At 61.8% G+C, this 17010-nt stretch carries 18 protein-coding genes; 14 read left to right on the top strand and 4 right to left on the bottom strand.

All coding sequences use genetic code 11. The annotated features are described in order from the left end of the window. Positions 1–4: 4 nt before the first annotated feature. The 7 genes from HU749_RS21285 (at position 5) to araH (ending at position 7192) form a co-directional block, all read left to right on the top strand. Positions 5–565, top strand: coding sequence for a DUF1285 domain-containing protein (locus HU749_RS21285; RefSeq protein ID WP_013693990.1), 561 nt, complete (start codon positions 5–7; stop codon positions 563–565). 174 nt (positions 566–739) lie between these two features. Continuing rightward, positions 740–1486, top strand: a complete 747-nt coding sequence (locus HU749_RS21280) for a FadR/GntR family transcriptional regulator (protein WP_003204233.1) — start codon at positions 740–742, stop codon at positions 1484–1486. Further along, the gene (locus HU749_RS21275) at positions 1483–2379 is read left to right on the top strand and encodes an SMP-30/gluconolactonase/LRE family protein (RefSeq protein WP_186651270.1); all 897 of its coding nucleotides are present in this window, start codon (positions 1483–1485) and stop codon (positions 2377–2379) included. Before HU749_RS21280 ends, HU749_RS21275 begins: the two co-directional genes overlap by 4 nt. Positions 2380–2594: 215 nt before the next feature. Continuing rightward, entirely contained in the window at positions 2595–3413 is an 819-nt protein-coding gene (locus HU749_RS21270) for an SDR family oxidoreductase (RefSeq protein WP_186651272.1), read from the top strand. A gap of 175 nt (positions 3414–3588) precedes the next feature. Next, the gene (locus tag HU749_RS21265; RefSeq protein WP_014339489.1) at positions 3589–4593 is read left to right on the top strand and encodes a substrate-binding domain-containing protein; all 1005 of its coding nucleotides are present in this window, start codon (positions 3589–3591) and stop codon (positions 4591–4593) included. A gap of 75 nt (positions 4594–4668) precedes the next feature. Further along, on the top strand, positions 4669–6213 hold the full coding sequence (gene araG / locus HU749_RS21260; protein WP_014339488.1) for an L-arabinose ABC transporter ATP-binding protein AraG: 1545 nt from the start codon (positions 4669–4671) through the stop codon (positions 6211–6213). A 10-nt stretch (positions 6214–6223) separates the two neighbouring features. Further along, a complete protein-coding gene (gene araH, locus HU749_RS21255; protein ID WP_003204223.1) occupies positions 6224–7192 on the top strand; it encodes an L-arabinose ABC transporter permease AraH in 969 nt (322 codons plus the stop codon). A gap of 143 nt (positions 7193–7335) precedes the next feature. Here araH and HU749_RS21250 read toward each other — a convergent pair whose 3' ends face one another. Beyond that, positions 7336–7716, bottom strand: a complete 381-nt coding sequence (locus HU749_RS21250; protein WP_186651273.1) for a Rho termination factor N-terminal domain-containing protein — start codon at positions 7714–7716, stop codon at positions 7336–7338. A gap of 32 nt (positions 7717–7748) precedes the next feature. Next, positions 7749–8096 (bottom strand): hypothetical protein, encoded by a 348-nt coding sequence (locus tag HU749_RS21245; RefSeq protein ID WP_186651275.1) that lies wholly within the window; start codon positions 8094–8096, stop codon positions 7749–7751. Positions 8097–8285: 189 nt separating this feature from the next. Between HU749_RS21245 and HU749_RS21240 the strand changes: the two genes are divergently transcribed. Next, positions 8286–8768: a GNAT family N-acetyltransferase gene (locus HU749_RS21240; RefSeq protein WP_079304915.1), complete on the top strand. Its 483-nt coding sequence runs from the start codon at positions 8286–8288 to the stop codon at positions 8766–8768. 5 nt (positions 8769–8773) lie between these two features. On the opposite strand, the gene HU749_RS21235 is transcribed toward HU749_RS21240, so the two are convergent. Then, positions 8774–9406 (bottom strand): glutathione S-transferase family protein, encoded by a 633-nt coding sequence (locus HU749_RS21235; protein WP_079304917.1) that lies wholly within the window; start codon positions 9404–9406, stop codon positions 8774–8776. Positions 9407–9594: 188 nt separating this feature from the next. Here HU749_RS21235 and HU749_RS21230 point away from each other — a divergent pair, with 188 nt between their 5' ends. From HU749_RS21230 to HU749_RS21210, 5 genes are all read left to right on the top strand, one after another. Further along, positions 9595–10575 (top strand): 2-dehydro-3-deoxygalactonokinase, encoded by a 981-nt coding sequence (locus tag HU749_RS21230; RefSeq protein ID WP_186651277.1) that lies wholly within the window; start codon positions 9595–9597, stop codon positions 10573–10575. A 19-nt stretch (positions 10576–10594) separates the two neighbouring features. Further along, entirely contained in the window at positions 10595–11215 is a 621-nt protein-coding gene (locus tag HU749_RS21225) for a 2-dehydro-3-deoxy-6-phosphogalactonate aldolase (RefSeq protein ID WP_079304920.1), read from the top strand. 48 nt (positions 11216–11263) lie between these two features. Continuing rightward, entirely contained in the window at positions 11264–12412 is a 1149-nt protein-coding gene (gene dgoD / locus HU749_RS21220) for a galactonate dehydratase (RefSeq protein WP_003179439.1), read from the top strand. Between the two features lie 143 nt (positions 12413–12555). Next, positions 12556–13866, top strand: a complete 1311-nt coding sequence (locus HU749_RS21215; protein WP_024616933.1) for an MFS transporter — start codon at positions 12556–12558, stop codon at positions 13864–13866. Between the two features lie 59 nt (positions 13867–13925). Next, on the top strand, positions 13926–14729 hold the full coding sequence (locus HU749_RS21210; RefSeq protein ID WP_013693986.1) for an IclR family transcriptional regulator: 804 nt from the start codon (positions 13926–13928) through the stop codon (positions 14727–14729). Positions 14730–14735: 6 nt separating this feature from the next. Here the strand turns inward: HU749_RS21210 and HU749_RS21205 are convergent, their stop codons facing one another. Continuing rightward, entirely contained in the window at positions 14736–15788 is a 1053-nt protein-coding gene (locus tag HU749_RS21205; protein ID WP_186651279.1) for an NAD(P)-dependent alcohol dehydrogenase, read from the bottom strand. Positions 15789–15967: 179 nt separating this feature from the next. On the opposite strand from HU749_RS21205, the gene HU749_RS21200 reads away from it, so the two are divergent. Continuing rightward, on the top strand, positions 15968–16858 hold the full coding sequence (locus HU749_RS21200; protein ID WP_186651281.1) for an AraC family transcriptional regulator: 891 nt from the start codon (positions 15968–15970) through the stop codon (positions 16856–16858). The last annotated feature ends 152 nt before the right edge of the window (positions 16859–17010 follow it).

The following is a 17010-nucleotide window of genomic DNA, read 5'->3' as shown; positions in this document are numbered from 1 at the left end:
CACCATGAGCGGACCGCAAAAAGCCAATGACTTGCTGGGGCAGATCCCCAAGACCAAAGGCCTGCCGCCGGTCCACTTGTGGAACCCCGACTTCTGCGGCGACATCGACATGCGCATCGCCCGGGACGGCACCTGGTATTACCTGGGCACGCCCATCGGGCGAAAGCCGATGGTCAAGCTGTTCTCCACCATCATCCGCCGCGACGGCGATGATTACTTCCTGATTACCCCTGTGGAAAAAGTCGGCATCAAGGTCGATGACGCGCCGTTCGTGGCCGTGACCCTCGAAGTCGAAGGGCAGGGGGAAGGGCAGTTGTTGCGCTTCACCACCAATGTCGAGGAAACCACTGAGGCCGGTGCCGAGCATCCGCTGCGGGTGGTGATCGATCCCCAGACCCAGGAACCCGCGCCCTACGTGCACGTGCGCAGCAACCTCGAAGCGCTGATCCATCGCAATGTGTTCTACCAACTGGTGGAGCTGGCGGTCAGCCGCGAGATCGACGGGCAGCGCTGGTTGGGCGTGTGGAGCGGCGGCGAGTTTTTCCCCATCGGCCTGGAACCGTAAACCCTGTGGGAGCGAGCTTGCTCGCGAAGGCGCCGGCCCATCCAACATCTCCTCAACTGACCCACCGCTTTCGCGAGCGAGCCCGCTCCCACAGGGGTATGCAAAATTCAAATTGACACCCAATCATATGATGATTAGCGTGGACCTCCAATAAGAGTGGCCCGCGGGGTTTTCATGTCCAGCAGTTTTCATGCATCGACCGTCGATTGGCTGGGGGGCTGGATCGCCGCCGGCCAGGTCAAGCCTGGGCAAACCATCAAGGTCGAAGCGGACTTGGGCGAGCAACTGGGCGTCAGTCGCACGGTGATTCGCGAGGCGATCAAGACCCTGGTGGCCAAAGGCATGCTGGAAGTCGGGCCGAAAGTCGGCACGCGGGTGTTGCCGGTGCGGCGCTGGAACCTGTTCGACCCCCAAGTGGTTGGCTGGCTGTCACGCAGCGGCCTGCCGGAAAACTTTGTCGATGACTTGCTGGACCTGCGTCGCACCATCGAGCCGATGGCGGTTCGCTGGGCCTGCGAGCGGGCCACGGCCGATCAGGTGCAGGCGATCCGCCTGGCCTACCATGCGCTGGAGCGCGCCGTGGACAGCGGCGCCGATTACAACCGTGCCGACCAGTTTTTCCATGAGTGCATCCTCGCTGCCAGCCATAATCAGTTCATCGAGCAAATGGTCCCGGCCCTCGGTGCGCTGCTGGCGGTGTCGTTCGAAGTATCGGCGGCCGACCCGGATGAACTGCGCCGCACCTTGCCCATCCACAAGGACATCGCCGACGCCATCGCCGCCCGTGACGCGGCCCGTGGCGTCTGGGCCTGCATGACCCTGATCGATAACGCTGATCTGGCCATCAAACGCTTTTACCCCAATGTCATGGCCGGTCGAACAGACGCTGCCGGGCAAGCCGGGAACGGGAGGTTTCAATGAAGTGGACGGCTGTGACGGAACACCGGGCGAAGTTGGGCGAGGGGCCCTTCTGGGACGAGCCGACCCAGGCGTTGTATTGGGTCGATATCGCCGGCAAGCAGGCACTGCGGCTGATCGGCGCCAACGTACAGATCTGGCAGATGCCCGAGCATGTGTCCGCTTTCATTCCGACCCAGAGTGGCGACGCCTTGGTGACCCTGAGCAGTGGGGTCTACCGCCTCGATCTCGATTCTCCGGGCCTGGAACCGCGCCTGACACTGCTGTGCATGGCCGATCCCCAGCCAGGCAATCGTCCCAATGAGGCCCGTTGCGACGGCCTGGGTCAACTCTGGCTCGGCACCATGCAGAACAATATCGGTGACGAAGGCGAGGATTTACCGATCGAGCGGCGTTCCGGCGGGCTGTTTCGTGTCGGTGGTGATGGCCGGGTCATGCCCTTGTTGCGCGGGCTGGGCATTCCGAATACGTTGCTCTGGAGCCCCGATGGCACCACGGTGTACTTCGGCGAGAGCCTGGATGGCACGTTGTATCGGCACTTTATCTACCCTGAGGGCAACCTGGCGCCTGCCGAAGTCTGGTTCGGCCCCCATCCCCGTGGCGGCCCGGATGGTTCGGCGATGGATGCCCGGGGCTATATCTGGAACGCCCGTTGGGACGGCAGTTGCCTGTTGCGGCTGAACCCCGACGGCCAGGTCGATCGGGTGATCGAACTGCCCGTCAGCCGCCCGACCAGTTGCGTGTTCGGCGGTGAAGACCTCAAGACGCTGTACATCACCAGCGCGGCAAGCCCATTGGGTCATCCGCTTGACGGTGCCGTGCTGTCGATGCGTGTCGACGTGCCGGGCGTGGCGTGTACAAGGTTTGCAGGCTTAATCCCAAAATATGGGATGTAAATATATATATTGAGATTATTTGGCGGCCGGGTTTATAGTCGGCTCCATCGGCAATACGCACTCACACTAAAAAAACAAAACAGGTGAAGTGATGCAACGATCTTTCCCCGTACGCCCCGGCGGCGTGCGCCGGCCACTGTTCTTTCAAGCGCCTTTGCGCCGGTCATCCGTGGATGCCCGGTTTTTGTCGTGCCCGCGCACAGGAGTCTTGAACCATGGCTGAGCCCTTGGTCTTGCCCCCCGTGCCGGAGCCACCGAAGGGCGAGCGCCTGAAAGACAAGGTCGTGCTGTTGACCGGTGCCGCCCAAGGCATTGGCGAGGCCATTGTCGCGGCGTTCGCGTCGCAACAGGCCCGGTTGGTGATCAGTGATATCCAGGCGCAGAAGGTCGAGGCGGTGGCCGCCCACTGGCGTGAGCGCGGGGCCGACGTGCAAGCGCTGCAGGTCGATGTGTCGAAGCAGCAGGACTTGCAGGCCATGGCCCGGCGCGCCGTCGAGCTGCACGGTCGCATCGATGTGTTGGTCAACTGCGCTGGCGTCAATGTCTTCCGTGACCCGCTGGAAATGACCGAAGAGGACTGGCGTCGCTGCTTCGCCATCGACCTGGACGGCGCTTGGTACGGGTGCAAGGCAGTGTTGCCACAGATGATCGAGCAGGGCGTGGGCAGCATCATCAACATTGCCTCCGTTCATTCGTCCCACATCATTCCCGGCTGTTTCCCTTACCCGGTGGCCAAGCATGGCCTGCTCGGCCTGACTCGCGCCCTGGGCATCGAATACGCGCCCAAAGGGGTACGCGTCAACGCCATCGCCCCGGGTTACATCGAAACCCAACTGAACGTCGACTACTGGAACGGCTTTGCCGATCCCCATGTCGAACGCCAGCGTGCGCTGGATCTGCACCCGCCACGGCGCGTCGGGCAACCGATCGAAGTGGCAATGACGGCCGTGTTCCTGGCCAGTGACGAAGCACCGTTTATCAATGCCTCATGCATCACCATCGATGGGGGACGTTCGGTCATGTACCACGACTGAATATTCCTGGATTGCAGTGGGAAACTTCGCCTGTAATCCAATCATCATACGATATGACTATTCAGGCCTATGCTGTGTAGCAACTTGATGTAACCGCCCAGCCTGCGCATTTCCACCGACGGTGGAGCAGAAACCTGGACGTTTGGCTTTCAATAAAAAAAACAAGGAGTCAACTATGAAACATCGTCGTGGGATCCGTTCCCTGTGTCGCGCCGCCCTGGCGGTTACCGCGGTCAGCCTCAGCAGCCACTTGCTGGCGGCCGATGCGGTAAAAATTGGTTTCCTGGTCAAGCAGGCCGAGGAGCCTTGGTTCCAGACCGAATGGGCGTTTGCCGAGAAGGCGGCCAAGGACAAAGGCTTCGAATTGATCAAGATCGCCGTGCCCGACGGCGAGAAAACCCTCTCGGCCATCGACAGCCTGGCCGCCAACGGGGCCAAGGGCTTCGTGATCTGCCCGCCGGATGTGTCCCTCGGCCCGGCCATCATGGCCAAGGCCAAGCTCAACGATCTCAAGGTGATTGCCGTGGACGACCGTTTCGTCGACGCCAGCGGCAAGTTCATGGAAGACGTGCCGTACCTGGGCATGGCCGCGTTCGAGGTGGGCCAGAAGCAGGGCGCCGCCATGGCCGCTGAAGCGAAAAAGCGCAACTGGGAGTGGAAAGACACCTACGCGGTGATCAACACCTTCAACGAACTGGACACCGGCAAGAAGCGCACCGACGGTTCGGTCGATGCCCTGAAGAAGGCCGGGATGCCGGAAGACCACATCCTTTATTCGGCGCTCAAGACCCTCGACGTACCCGGCAGCATGGATTCCACCAACTCGGCGTTGGTGAAGCTGCCAAGCGCTGCGAAGAACCTGATCATCGGCGGCATGAATGACAACACCGTGCTGGGCGGCGTGCGCGCCACCGAAGCCGCCGGGTTCAAGGCGGCCAATGTGATCGGCATCGGCATCAACGGCACCGACGCCATCGGTGAGCTGAAAAAACCCAACAGCGGCTTCTTCGGTTCGATGCTGCCAAGCCCGCACATCGAAGGCTACAAGACCGCCGAAATGATGTACGAGTGGATCACCACCGGCAAGGAGCCGCCGAAGTACACCGCCATGGACGAGGTGACGCTGATCACCCGGGAGAACTTCAAGCAAGAGCTGGAAAAGATCGGCCTGTGGAACTGACGGCCGGTTGATTCAAAAGCGGCCCTGGTCACTTGAGTGGCGGGGTCGCTTGATCTCTGTAAGTTCGAGGTGGTTATGCAAGCGCAAACAGCGACACGGCAACACAACATCGGCGGCAGCTTGCGATTCAACGGGATCGGCAAGTCCTTTCCTGGCGTGCAGGCGCTGGCCAATATCAGTTTCGTTGCCCATCCGGGGCAGGTCCATGCCTTGATGGGTGAAAACGGCGCCGGCAAGTCCACGCTGCTCAAGATCCTGGGTGGTGCCTACATCCCGAGCAGCGGCGACTTGCAGATCGGCGAGCAGACGATGGCGTTCAAGGGCACTGCCGACAGCATCGCCAGCGGTGTGGCGGTGATTCACCAGGAGCTGCACCTGGTGCCGGAAATGACCGTCGCTGAAAACCTGTTTCTTGGCCACTTGCCGGCGCGTTTCGGCCTGGTCAATCGTGGCGTGCTGCGCCAGCAGGCGCTGACGCTGCTCAAGGGCCTGGCCGACGAAATCGACCCGCAGGAAAAGGTCGGTCGCCTGTCCCTCGGCCAGCGCCAATTGGTGGAAATCGCCAAGGCCTTGTCCCGTGGCGCCCACGTCATTGCTTTCGACGAACCCACCAGTAGCCTGTCGGCCCGTGAAATCGACCGTTTGATGGCGATCATCACCCGCTTGCGAGACGAGGGCAAAGTGGTGCTGTACGTCAGTCACCGCATGGAAGAAGTGTTCCGCATCTGTAACGCGGTGACGGTGTTCAAGGACGGTCGTTATGTGCGGACCTTCGAAAACATGAGCGAGCTGACCCATGATCAACTCGTCACGTGCATGGTCGGTCGTGATATCCAGGACATCTATGATTACCGTCCTCGGGAGCGCGGCGATGTGGCGCTGCAAGTGAAGGGCCTGCTGGGGCCGGGCTTGCGCGAACCGGTGAGTTTCCAGGTGCACAAGGGCGAGATCCTCGGCTTGTTCGGGCTGGTCGGCGCCGGTCGTACCGAGCTTTTTCGCTTGCTCAGTGGCCTGGAGCGCCAGCGCGAGGGCAGTCTCGTCCTGCACGGCAAGGAACTGAAACTGCGTTCACCAAGGGATGCCATCGCCGCGGGCGTGCTGCTCTGCCCCGAGGATCGCAAGAAGGAAGGCATCATCCCGTTGGGCAGCGTGGGCGAGAACATCAACATCAGCGCGCGCCCGGCTCATTCCGCGCTGGGCTGCCTGTTGCGTGGCGACTGGGAGCGGGGCAATGCCGACAAGCAGATCAAGTCGCTGAAAGTGAAGACCCCGGCGGCCAGCCAGAAAATCATGTACCTGTCCGGCGGCAACCAGCAGAAGGCGATTCTCGGTCGCTGGCTGTCGATGCCGATGAAAGTCCTGCTGCTGGACGAGCCCACTCGCGGCATCGACATCGGCGCCAAGGCGGAGATCTACCAGATTATCCACAACCTGGCGGCCGACGGTATCGCGGTGATTGTGGTGTCCAGCGACCTGATGGAAGTGATGGGCATTTCCGACCGAATCCTGGTGCTCTGCGAAGGGGCCATGCGCGGCGAGCTGCCGCGTGACCAGGCCAACGAATCCAACCTGCTGCAACTGGCGCTGCCGCGCCAACGCGTTGCCGACGCGGCGAACTGAGAGGTAAATCATGACCATTCAAAACAATGCACTGCCAACGGCACGCAAACCCCTGGACCTGCGCCGTTTCCTGGATGACTGGGTCATGCTGCTGGCGGCCATCGGCATCTTTGTGCTCTGCACCCTGATGATCGACAACTTCCTGTCGCCGCTGAACATGCGCGGCCTGGGCCTGGCGATTTCCACCACCGGCATCGCGGCCTGCACCATGTTGTATTGCCTGGCGTCCGGGCACTTCGACTTATCGGTCGGTTCGGTGATCGCCTGTGCCGGCGTGGTCGCGGCGGTGGTGATGCGCGACACCAACAGCGTGTTCCTCGGCGTCAGCGCGGCGCTGGTGATGGGGCTGATCGTCGGCCTGATCAACGGCATCGTCATCGCCAAGCTGCGGGTCAACGCGTTGATCACCACACTGGCGACGATGCAGATCGTCCGTGGCCTGGCCTACATCTTTGCCAACGGCAAGGCGGTGGGTGTGTCCCAGGAATCGTTCTTCGTGTTCGGCAACGGCCAATTGTTCGGCGTGCCGGTGCCGATCCTGATCACCATCGCCTGCTTCCTGTTTTTCGGCTGGCTGCTGAATTACACCACCTACGGGCGCAACACCATGGCCATCGGTGGCAACCAGGAAGCGGCGTTGTTGGCGGGGGTGAACGTTGATCGCACCAAGATCATCATCTTCGCCGTGCATGGCGTGATCGGTGCCCTGGCCGGGGTGATCCTGGCATCGCGCATGACCTCGGGCCAACCGATGATCGGCCAGGGCTTCGAGCTGACCGTGATCTCGGCTTGCGTGCTGGGTGGGGTGTCGTTGAGCGGTGGTATCGGCATGATTCGCCACGTCATTGCAGGCGTGCTGATTTTGGCGATCATCGAAAACGCGATGAACCTGAAGAATATCGACACCTTCTACCAATACGTCATCCGCGGCTCGATCCTGCTGCTGGCGGTGGTGATCGACCGCTTGAAACAGCGCTGAACCCTGCGGCAACCGGGCCGACCGCTTTCGCGAGCAAGCTCGCTCCCACAGGTTTTTGTGCCAGGCGTCAGAGCTTCGGCACAGCGCAGACCCCACTGTGGGAGCGAGCTTGCTCGCGAAGGCGTCCTTCCAGACGCCGACAATCACCCTGCCTTGCGCAACGCCTCCACCAACTCCTGCTTACGCATCTTCGAGCGCCCGGGAATGTTTTTCGCCCGGGCCTCCTTCATCAAGCTGTCCACTGTCTGGGTTCCATGGGAGGCTTTGCTGGTGCGCGGGTGACCTTCGCGGGTCTTGGCAGCGCGGCGGGCCGATTCCTTGCGGTCGGTTTTCTTGGCCGTTGCCGGTTTTTCCTTGCCCGAACCACCGGAGCGTTCGCCACCACCGGACTGCTTGTTCACGGTCGCCCAGGCGCGTGCCTCGGCTTCGTTCTCGGACACACCTTTTTTCTCGTAGCTTTTTTCAATGTGTGCGGCCTTGCGCTTTTGTTCGGCGGTATATTTTTCTTTGCTTCCACGAGGCATGGAATGTTCCTCCTCAAATGTCTGAGCAGAGGCTACTGGCCGACGGCGCCACCTTCGGAGCCCGAACCACCGGTCGTGGTTTTCGAGCCCACCCCGGTCTCGGCGTTATCAGGTGCTGTCGAGTCCGGTGTATTCATGCCGCCCTGACGACCCGTGTCATTACCCTGCACACGCGGATCGGTGCCGGTGGCGGGTGGCTGGCCATTGTTCAGGCTACCGCCGCCGGTGCCGTCGGTGTTCAGCTTGGGCAGGCCTTCGGTTGCGGGAGAGTTGGGCGCCTGCACCGGGTCGGTCGGCCCGGTGCCGGAGGTCGAAGCCGCGAAGGCCACCGAGGACAGCAGCGCGGCGAAGGTGAATGCGGTCAGCCTTGAAGTGATCATGGGTGTCGCCTCCATTTTTCAGAATGCTTACCTGATCTTGGGCCTCGCTGAATTCGGGTTGGTGCCTCGGGCGCGACGAATGGCGCTTCTGAAGGAGGCGTGCGTCGCGATCAAATAGTTGGATCGATATGTGACGAGCGCCCCGTGGCGGCTTAGTATGGCGCTTTCAATTGGCTACAAGGCCTGTTCATGTCCATCGAGATCCGTCCTGCGCAACCCAGCGATGCGCCTCAAATCCTTGCCTTCATCACCGAGTTGGCCGATTACGAAAAAGCCCGCCACGAAGTCATCGCCAGTGTGGCGGACATCGAGCGCAGCCTGTTCAGCGAAGGCGCAACCGCCCATGGGTTGATCTGCCTGCGTGATGGCGTGCCGATTGGCTTCGCGGTGTTTTTCTTCAGTTACTCCACCTGGCTGGGCAGCAATTGCCTGTACCTCGAAGACCTGTACATCACGCCCGAACAGCGCGGCGGCGGGGCGGGCAAAACCTTGCTGCGCCATCTGGCGAAAGTCGCCTGTGACAACGATTGCGGTCGCTTCGAATGGAGCGTGCTGGACTGGAACACGCCGGCCATCGAGTTCTACAAATCCCTCGGCGCGCAACCACAGGAAGAGTGGGTGCGCTACCGAATGGACGGCAAGGTGCTACGGGATTTCGCTAACGGCAACTGAGCCTTTCATGAGTGCGCGGTGGACGCGTACTCGGCAAACCCAGGTCGCTGTTCGAGGCGTTTGCAGTAGGCGGCCACGGCCGGATAGTCGGGACGCTCCATGGGCGCCTGGCGCCAGCGGTGCACCGACAAGCCGATGAGCACATCCGCAAGGGAAAACGCCGTACCGGCCACGTAGGCGCCGGTGCGGTTCAATTGCTGTTCCAGCAAACCCATCTTCTCGTTCCAGCCTTTGATGCCGGCGGCGATGCGCTGCGGGTCCTGGAAGTCCGGATTCTTGCGCACCAGGGCGTGGAATGCGTAGCCCCATGACGGGTTGAGCTCTGTGGCTTGCCAATCCATCCACTGTTCAATGCGCGCCCGGGCGGCAGGCTCGACAGGCAGCAGGTCGCTGCGCCCATGCTTGCCCACCAGGTAACGGCAAATGGTATTGGACTCCCAGAGCACACCGTTCTCGTCAATGATCACCGGCACCTGGGCATTGGGATTCAGGGCCAGGAAATCCGGATCTTGGGTCGAAGAAAAGCCAATGCCCCAGTCTTCGCGCTCGTAGGCGATTTCCAATTCCTGGCAGGTCCACAGCACTTTCCTGACATTGATCGAGGAAGTGCGGCCGAGGATTTTCAACTGTTGTCCCATCACTTTTTCCCTGAGTTGTTTAGCGTCCGCTCAGAAACGTAGCAGGGTCTTGGGCGGTTGGCGATTGGCTTTGTGTTGGATATGTGTGATCCCAATATATGGGAGTGATATTTATATATTGAGATTCTGTCGCGCCCAGGTTTATAGTCCGTTCCACTCACTGCCAAAAAACAGAACAGGTGAAGCGGATGCAGGCGCAATTGATCGCGCTCGATTGGGGGACCACCTCCTTACGGGCTTACAAACTCGCAGCCGGTGGCGAGGTGCTCGAGCAGCGCTCGCTGTCATCGGGGATCATGCAGTTGCCTTCCGGGCCGCGAACCGTGGCCGGCCAGGTGTGCATCGACGGTTTCGAACTGGCTTTCGACGAGACCTGCGGTGACTGGCTCGATGCACAGCCTGGCTTGCCTGTGATTGCCTGCGGCATGGTCGGCAGTGCCCAGGGCTGGCGCGAAGCGCCTTACTGCGACACACCCGCCAACGTCGCCAATCTCGGACATTCCCTACAAACCGTTCGCAGCCTTCGCGGTGTCGATGTGCACATCGTGCCCGGCGTGATTCAGCGTTCACGCTTGCCCAATGTCATGCGCGGTGAAGAAACCCAGGTGCTTGGCGCCTTGCACAGCCTGCCGGACGAAGCGGTGCTGATCGGCTTGCCTGGCAGTCATTCGAAATGGGTGGAAGTGGCCGATGGCTGCATCGTGCATTTCGACACCTTCATGACCGGCGAGATCTTCGCCGTGCTCAGTGACCACAGCATTCTCGGTCGCACCCAGCAACGGAGTACGACCTTCGATGGCGTGGCCTTTGATCGTGGCGTGCAGGTGGCGTTGTCGGTGGACGGCCAGATCGGGCCCTTGTCCACGGTGTTCAGCGCCCGCAGCCTGGGCTTGACCGGCGAACTGGAGGCCAGCGCCCAGGCCGATTACCTCTCGGGCCTGCTGATCGGTCATGAGCTGACAGCGTTGGCCGAGGTGCAGCGTCGGCGACGCGACAGCCTGCATCTGCCGACGGTGGTGCTGATCGGCAACTCCCAACTCTGTGTCCGTTATCAACGGGCCCTCGACGCCTGCGGCTTCGCCCGGGTGGTCCTGGCCGAACAGGCCACCGAACGCGGTTTGTGGCAACTGGCCGTAGCGGCCGGGTTGCTCGATCCCACCGCCCCCTGAACCTGACTGGAGGTCTGACATGCTCACACAAGCACTGGCGCACAACGGGTTGATCGCGATCCTGCGTGGTCTGCGTCCCGAAGAGGCGGCAGCCATCGGCGAAGTCCTGTACGGCGCCGGATTTCGCGTCATCGAAGTGCCGCTCAATTCCCCCGAGCCGTACGAAAGCATCCGCATCCTGCGCAGTACCTTGCCCGCCGATTGCCTGATCGGTGCTGGTACCGTGCTCACGCCGGAACAGGTCGAGCAGGTGAAAGCCGCTGGCGGCCAAGTGATCGTCATGCCCCACAGCGATCCGAAGGTGCTGCGTGCGGCGAAAGCGGCGGGCTTGTACCTGTCGCCAGGCGTCGCCACGCCTACCGAAGCCTTTGCCGCACTGGCCGAAGGCGCCCATGTACTGAAGATGTTCCCCGCCGAGCAAATGGGCCCGGCGGTGGTCAAGGCCTGGCTTGCGGTACTGCCGGCCGGGACCGTGCTGGTGCCGGTGGGCGGGATTACGCCGGACAACATGGCGGTGTTCCTCGAAGCCGGCGTCAAGGGTTTCGGCCTCGGTTCCGGGCTGTTCAAGCCGGGCCTGACAGCGGATGAAGTGGCGGTGCGCGCCAAGGCCTACGTGGCCGCATGGAACGCCTTGAACTGAAGACTTTTCCAGCGCCCGTGCGCTGCATCTGACAAGAGAGACAACAAGATGAAAATCACCAAGCTGACCACGTTTATCGTTCCGCCACGCTGGTGCTTCCTCAAGGTCGAGACCGACGAGGGCGTGACCGGTTGGGGCGAGCCCGTGGTCGAAGGCCGTGCCCACACGGTGGCGGCGGCTGTCGAGGAATTGTCCGACTACCTGATCGGCAAAGACCCACGCAATATCGAAGACATCTGGACCGTGCTCTATCGTGGCGGCTTCTACCGCGGCGGGGCCATTCACATGAGCGCCCTGGCCGGCATCGACCAAGCGTTGTGGGACATCAAGGGCAAGGCCCTGGGCGTGTCGGTCAGCGACCTGCTGGGCGGCCAAGTGCGCGACAAGATCCGTGTGTATTCGTGGATCGGCGGCGACCGGCCGGCGGACACCGCTCGCGCGGCGAAAGAAGCCGTGGCGCGGGGCTTTACCGCTGTGAAGATGAACGGCACCGAAGAGCTGCAGTTTCTCGACACCTTTGAAAAAGTCGACCTGGCCCTGGCCAACGTCGCGGCGGTGCGGGACGCGGTGGGGCCGAACGTCGGCATTGGCGTGGACTTCCACGGCCGGGTGCACAAGCCGATGGCCAAGGTACTGATGAAGGAACTCGACCCCTACAAGCTGATGTTCATCGAAGAGCCGGTGCTCAGCGAAAACTACGAAGCCCTCAAGGAATTGGCGCCGCTGACCAGCACCCCGATTGCCCTGGGCGAGCGCTTGTTCTCGCGCTGGGACTTCAAGCGTGTACTCAGCGAAGGCTACGTGGACATCATCCAGCCGGATGCGTCCCACGCCGGCGGCATCACCGAAACCCGCAAGATCGCCAACATGGCCGAGGCCTATGACGTGGCGCTGGCATTGCATTGCCCACTGGGACCCATCGCCCTGGCGGCGTGCCTGCAACTGGACGCGGTCTGCTACAACGCGTTCATTCAGGAACAGAGCCTGGGTATCCACTACAACGAGAGCAACGACCTGCTGGATTACATCAAGGATCCGCAGGTGTTCGACTACGACAAGGGCTTCGTGAAAATCCCCAATGGCCCGGGCCTGGGCATTGAGATCAACGAGGAATACGTCATCGAACGCGCGGCCATCGGCCACCGCTGGCGCAACCCGATCTGGCGTCATGCCGATGGCAGTTTTGCCGAGTGGTGAGTCACGCCTGATCACTCTGATAGGAATCCTTTCAGGAGCAAAAGACTCCTGTGGAGCAAGGGTTCTGTGGGAGCAAGGCTTGCTCCCACAGGGTCTTGCTCAATCCTTGCCGTATTCGACAAATATAAAAAGAGGCACCTCACATGCAAGCGCACACCCTGAGCGCGCAGGCGTCGTTGGTGACGCCCAGCCGCAAGCGTTTTTTCATCATGGTCCTGCTGTTCATCACCGTGGTGATCAATTACCTGGACCGCAGCAACCTCTCGATCGCCGCCCCCGCATTGACCAGTGACCTGGGCATCGATCCGATCCACGTCGGGCTGATTTTCTCGGCGTTCGGCTGGACCTATGCCGCCATGCAGATCCCCGGTGGCTGGCTGGTGGACCGGGTGCCGCCGCGCATTCTGTATAGCGTGGCGTTGCTGTTGTGGTCGGTGGCCACGGTAATGCTGGGTTTTGCCGCCAGTTTCATCGCGCTGTTCGTGCTGCGCATGGCGGTCGGCGCCCTGGAAGCGCCGGCTTATCCGATCAACAGCCGCGTGGTCACCACCTGGTTTCCTGAGCGCGAGCGGGCCACGGCCATCGGTTTCTACACCTCCGGGCAATTTGTCGGGCTGGCCTTCCTGACTCCGGTATTAGCCTGGCTGCAACACGCTTTCGGTTGGCACATGGTGTTTGTCGCCACGGGTGCGGTGGGCATTCTCTGGGCGGCGATCTGGTACGCGGTGTATCGCGAACCACGGGATTTCAAAGGCGCCAACGCCGCCGAAATCGAACTGATCCGCGAAGGTGGCGGGCTGGTGGATATCCAGGCCGATACCGCCAAGGTCAAGGCCAAATTCAGCTGGACCGACCTGGGGATTGTCCTGACCCAACGCAAGTTGTGGGGTATTTACCTGGGGCAGTTCTGCCTCAACTCCACGCTGTGGTTTTTCCTGACGTGGTTCCCGACCTACCTGGTGAAATATCGTGGCATGGACTTCATCAAGTCCGGCCTGTTGGCGTCCCTGCCATTTCTCGCGGCGTTTGTCGGCGTGCTGTGCTCCGGGTTCTTCTCCGACTGGCTGATTCGCCGCGGCGCCACCGTGGGGTTTGCACGCAAGCTGCCGATCATCGGTGGGTTGCTGATCTCGACCTCGATCATCGGCGCCAACTTCGTCGAGTCGACGCCGCTGGTGATTGCCTTCCTGGCCTTGGCGTTCTTCGGCAATGGCCTGGCGTCGATCACCTGGTCGCTGGTCTCCACACTGGCGCCGGCGCGACTGCTCGGGTTGACCGGTGGGGTGTTCAACTTCATCGGCAACCTGGCGGCCATCGCCACGCCGATCGTCATTGGCTTTCTCGCCAGCGGCGATTCGTTTGCCCCGGCCATCACCTATATCTCTGTCCTGGCACTGGCTGGCGCGCTGTCCTACATCCTGCTGGTCGGGAAGGTCGAGCGCATCGAGTTGTAGTCCGACGGGGCGGGCGACCATAATGCCGCCCGTTCCCCGCTCACTGTTGAAGGCCGGCTATGCAGCAAGACGATCCAAAAATCACCAAGGACGCCGCACCTACGGGCACGCAGACATTGTTGCGTGGCCTGGGGGTGGTCCAGGCGGTCGCCAGCGGCGCCCGTGACTTGAAGGAAATCGCCCGGCTGATCGGCACCACCCGCAGCACCACCCATCGCCTGGCCAGTTGCCTGGTGGACGAACGTTACCTGCGCGTGGTGCCGCAAGTGGGCTACCTGCTGGGGCCGAAATTGATCGAGCTGGGCTTTCAGGCCCGGGAAGAGTTGCCACTGGTGAGCCTGGCGGGGCCGTACCTGGACGAGCTGTCGGCGCTCACCGGGGACACCGTGCACTTGGCGATTCGTGAAGGTGACGAAGTCTTGTACCTGCTGAAGAACCCGGGGCGCAACGGCCCGGAAATGCGCTCGCGCGTAGGCCATCGCATGCCGTTGGCGCGCACTGGGATCGGCAAGGCGCTGATGCTCGATGATTCGCAGGAACAATGGAAGCGGCTGTATGAAATCAGCCTGCCAGCCGGCGGGAAGAATCAGTTCTGGCCCCAGCATCAGGAACAATCCTGGGAACAGTTCCAGCAACGGATGGTGGAGTATGTGGCAGGGGGCTATGCCTTCGACCTGGAAGACAACGAACCGTCGATTCGCTGTGTGGCGGCGCCGATCCGTGACGCCGGCAAGCGCATTGTTGCCGGTATCAGCATCGCCAGCACCGTGCCGTACATGCCGCTGGAAAAAATGGCCGAGCTGATTCCCCTGGTCAAAGGGGTCACAGCCCGGCTGTCGGCGGAGTTGGGCGCCAAGGTTTGACGAACGTCAGGCCTTGAGCGTGGCCATGTCGATGACGAAGCGGTACTTCACATCCCCGGCGATCATGCGGCTGTAGGCCTCGTTGATCTGACGGATGTCGAGCATTTCAATGTCGCAGCTGATGTGGTGTTCGGCGCAGAAATCCAGCACTTCCTGGGTTTCGGCGATACCGCCGATCAGCGAGCCGGCCAGGACGCGGCGACCCATGATCAGTTTTGCCGCGTGTACCGGCGGATCGATCGGCTCGACCAGACCCACGATGATGTGCACGCCGTCGAAACGCAGCGTGTCGAGGTAGGGATTGAGGTCGTGCTGCACCGGAATGGTGTCCAGCAGGAAGTGGAATCGTCCGGCTGCGGCGGCCATCTGTTCGGCGTCGGTGGACACGATCACATGGTCCGCACCCTGGCGACGGGCTTCTTCGGCCTTGCTCGCCGAGCGGGTGAACAACGTGACTTCTGCGCCCATGGCCTTGGCGAACTTGATGCCCATGTGACCCAGGCCGCCCATGCCCAGCACGCCAACCTTGTCGCCAGCCTTCACGCCATAGTGCTTGAGGGGCGAGTAGGTGGTGATGCCTGCGCAGAGAAGTGGTGCGGCGCTGGCCGGGTCGAGTGCTGCCGGAATGCGCAGCACAAAGTGCTCGCTGACCACGATGCTGTTGGAGTAACCGCCCATGGTGTGGCCGCCACTCACGCGGTCCGGGCTGGCGTAGGTCTGGGTCATGCCTTCGAAACAGTATTGCTCCAGGTCAGCGCGGCACGCTTCGCACTCGCGGCAAGAGTCGACCATGCAGCCCACACCGACCAAATCGCCTGCTTTATAGCGGGTGACATTCGCACCGACGGCGGTGACTTTGCCGATGATTTCATGGCCGGGCATCAGCGGGTAAACGGCGATGCCCCATTCATTGCGGGCCTGGTGGATGTCGGAATGGCAGACGCCGCAGTAGAGAATATCGATCGCCACATCGTCGGCTCGCGGGCTGCGACGCTCGAACGTCATGGGGGCGAGGGGAGTGGTGGCCGATTGGGCGGCATATCCGATGGCTGTGTACATGATGAACCTCGCTAAGCTATGAACGGTGAGGGTTCCATTTTGGGAGTCCTGGCGAAAGTCGGCGATGGCGATTCCTCCGCCTGTCATGCCTAATCCTCCGGTCTTGGCCAGGATTTGATCCTCTGTGGCGTTAGACCTGCGATGATGGTTTCATCCCTTTTTTCGTGAAGTTTTCGCCCATGTTGTTGACCCGCCATCTCGATGCCAACGCCACGCTGGTTTCATTGATAGAACCCCTGGCGACCCGCGACGGATTCGTCCCTACGCGACTGCCCGGCGTGCAAGCGCTGCGCGCCAGCCAGGACGTCGCCCGTGGTCCGCAGCTTTACGAGCCGAGCCTGGTGATCATCGCCCAAGGCAGCAAACTGGCGTACCTGGGGCCGCGGACATTGGAATATGGCGCTGGGCATTATCTGATCCAGGCCTTGCCGGTGCCGTTCGAATGCGAAACCTACGCCATGCCCAATGCTCCGCTGCTTGGGGTTTCCGTTGCGATCGATCGGGCGATGTTGGGGGAACTGGTGCTGGCCATGGGGTTGGTGCCGGGGCGGAGCCTGGCGCCGCAGACGCCGGAATCGATGACCTGCGCCGTGCTCGATGACGCCATGCGTGGGTGCGTCGAACGCTTGTTGCGTTGCTTGCACGACCCACTGGAATGCCAGGTCATGGGCCAGGCGCGGCTGCGGGAGTTGCTGTTCGTTGCGTTGCGCGGGCCCCAGGCCGATGTGCTGCGGGCTCTGGTGGAGCAGCAAGGCCAATTCGCCCGGATTGCCGTGGCCCTGAGCCATTTGCATGCGCACTTCACTGAGCCGCTGAACGTCGAGACCTTGGCCAGTTGCGCGAACATGAGCGCCTCGACCTTCCATGAGCATTTCAAGCGCAGCACGTTGCTGTCGCCAGTGCAGTACCTCAAGCGTTTGCGCCTGCTCAAGGCCCAGCGACTGCTGCTCACCGAGGGCATGGGCGTGGCCCAGGTCGCGCACCAGGTGGGGTATCAGAGCTCGTCGCAGTTCAGTCGGGAGTACAAGCGCTACTTCGAACGCAACCCCGGGGAAGAGCGCGCCGCCTGATCCACTGATGTCGCCCTGTGGGAGCGAGCTTGCTCGCGTTAGCGGTGTGTCGGTCGACATCTGTGTTGAAGGGTAAATCGCTATCGCGAGCAAGCTCGCTCCCACATGTGGACTGTTGTGTTGCTTGAATCGGAGGCAACAAAAAGGCCCCC

The sequence above is a fragment of the Pseudomonas ogarae genome, from assembly GCF_014268695.2.
In the GTDB taxonomy this organism is placed as follows: domain Bacteria; phylum Pseudomonadota; class Gammaproteobacteria; order Pseudomonadales; family Pseudomonadaceae; genus Aquipseudomonas; species Aquipseudomonas kilonensis.
Note: the sequence above shows the minus strand (reverse complement) of the source record. Positions and strands in the feature narration are given on the sequence as shown.

What these genes read in the sequence shown, in the direction of transcription:
- HU749_RS21240 (WP_079304915.1), top strand. Translation starts at nt 8,286, where the DNA reads ATGTCCATCGAGATCCGTCCTGCGCAACCCAGCGATGCGCCTCAAATC.
- HU749_RS21270 (WP_186651272.1), top strand. Translation starts at nt 2,595, where the DNA reads ATGGCTGAGCCCTTGGTCTTGCCCCCCGTGCCGGAGCCACCGAAGGGC.
- HU749_RS21250 (WP_186651273.1), bottom strand. Translation starts at nt 7,716, where the DNA reads ATGCCTCGTGGAAGCAAAGAAAAATATACCGCCGAACAAAAGCGCAAG.
- HU749_RS21215 (WP_024616933.1), top strand. Translation starts at nt 12,556, where the DNA reads ATGCAAGCGCACACCCTGAGCGCGCAGGCGTCGTTGGTGACGCCCAGC.
- HU749_RS21225 (WP_079304920.1), top strand. Translation starts at nt 10,595, where the DNA reads ATGCTCACACAAGCACTGGCGCACAACGGGTTGATCGCGATCCTGCGT.
- HU749_RS21285 (WP_013693990.1), top strand. Translation starts at nt 5, where the DNA reads ATGAGCGGACCGCAAAAAGCCAATGACTTGCTGGGGCAGATCCCCAAG.
- HU749_RS21210 (WP_013693986.1), top strand. Translation starts at nt 13,926, where the DNA reads ATGCAGCAAGACGATCCAAAAATCACCAAGGACGCCGCACCTACGGGC.
- araG (WP_014339488.1), top strand. Translation starts at nt 4,669, where the DNA reads ATGCAAGCGCAAACAGCGACACGGCAACACAACATCGGCGGCAGCTTG.
- HU749_RS21235 (WP_079304917.1), bottom strand. Translation starts at nt 9,406, where the DNA reads ATGGGACAACAGTTGAAAATCCTCGGCCGCACTTCCTCGATCAATGTC.
- HU749_RS21245 (WP_186651275.1), bottom strand. Translation starts at nt 8,096, where the DNA reads ATGATCACTTCAAGGCTGACCGCATTCACCTTCGCCGCGCTGCTGTCC.
- HU749_RS21280 (WP_003204233.1), top strand. Translation starts at nt 740, where the DNA reads ATGTCCAGCAGTTTTCATGCATCGACCGTCGATTGGCTGGGGGGCTGG.
- araH (WP_003204223.1), top strand. Translation starts at nt 6,224, where the DNA reads ATGACCATTCAAAACAATGCACTGCCAACGGCACGCAAACCCCTGGAC.
- dgoD (WP_003179439.1), top strand. Translation starts at nt 11,264, where the DNA reads ATGAAAATCACCAAGCTGACCACGTTTATCGTTCCGCCACGCTGGTGC.
- HU749_RS21265 (WP_014339489.1), top strand. Translation starts at nt 3,589, where the DNA reads ATGAAACATCGTCGTGGGATCCGTTCCCTGTGTCGCGCCGCCCTGGCG.
- HU749_RS21200 (WP_186651281.1), top strand. Translation starts at nt 15,968, where the DNA reads ATGTTGTTGACCCGCCATCTCGATGCCAACGCCACGCTGGTTTCATTG.
- HU749_RS21275 (WP_186651270.1), top strand. Translation starts at nt 1,483, where the DNA reads ATGAAGTGGACGGCTGTGACGGAACACCGGGCGAAGTTGGGCGAGGGG.
- HU749_RS21205 (WP_186651279.1), bottom strand. Translation starts at nt 15,788, where the DNA reads ATGTACACAGCCATCGGATATGCCGCCCAATCGGCCACCACTCCCCTC.
- HU749_RS21230 (WP_186651277.1), top strand. Translation starts at nt 9,595, where the DNA reads ATGCAGGCGCAATTGATCGCGCTCGATTGGGGGACCACCTCCTTACGG.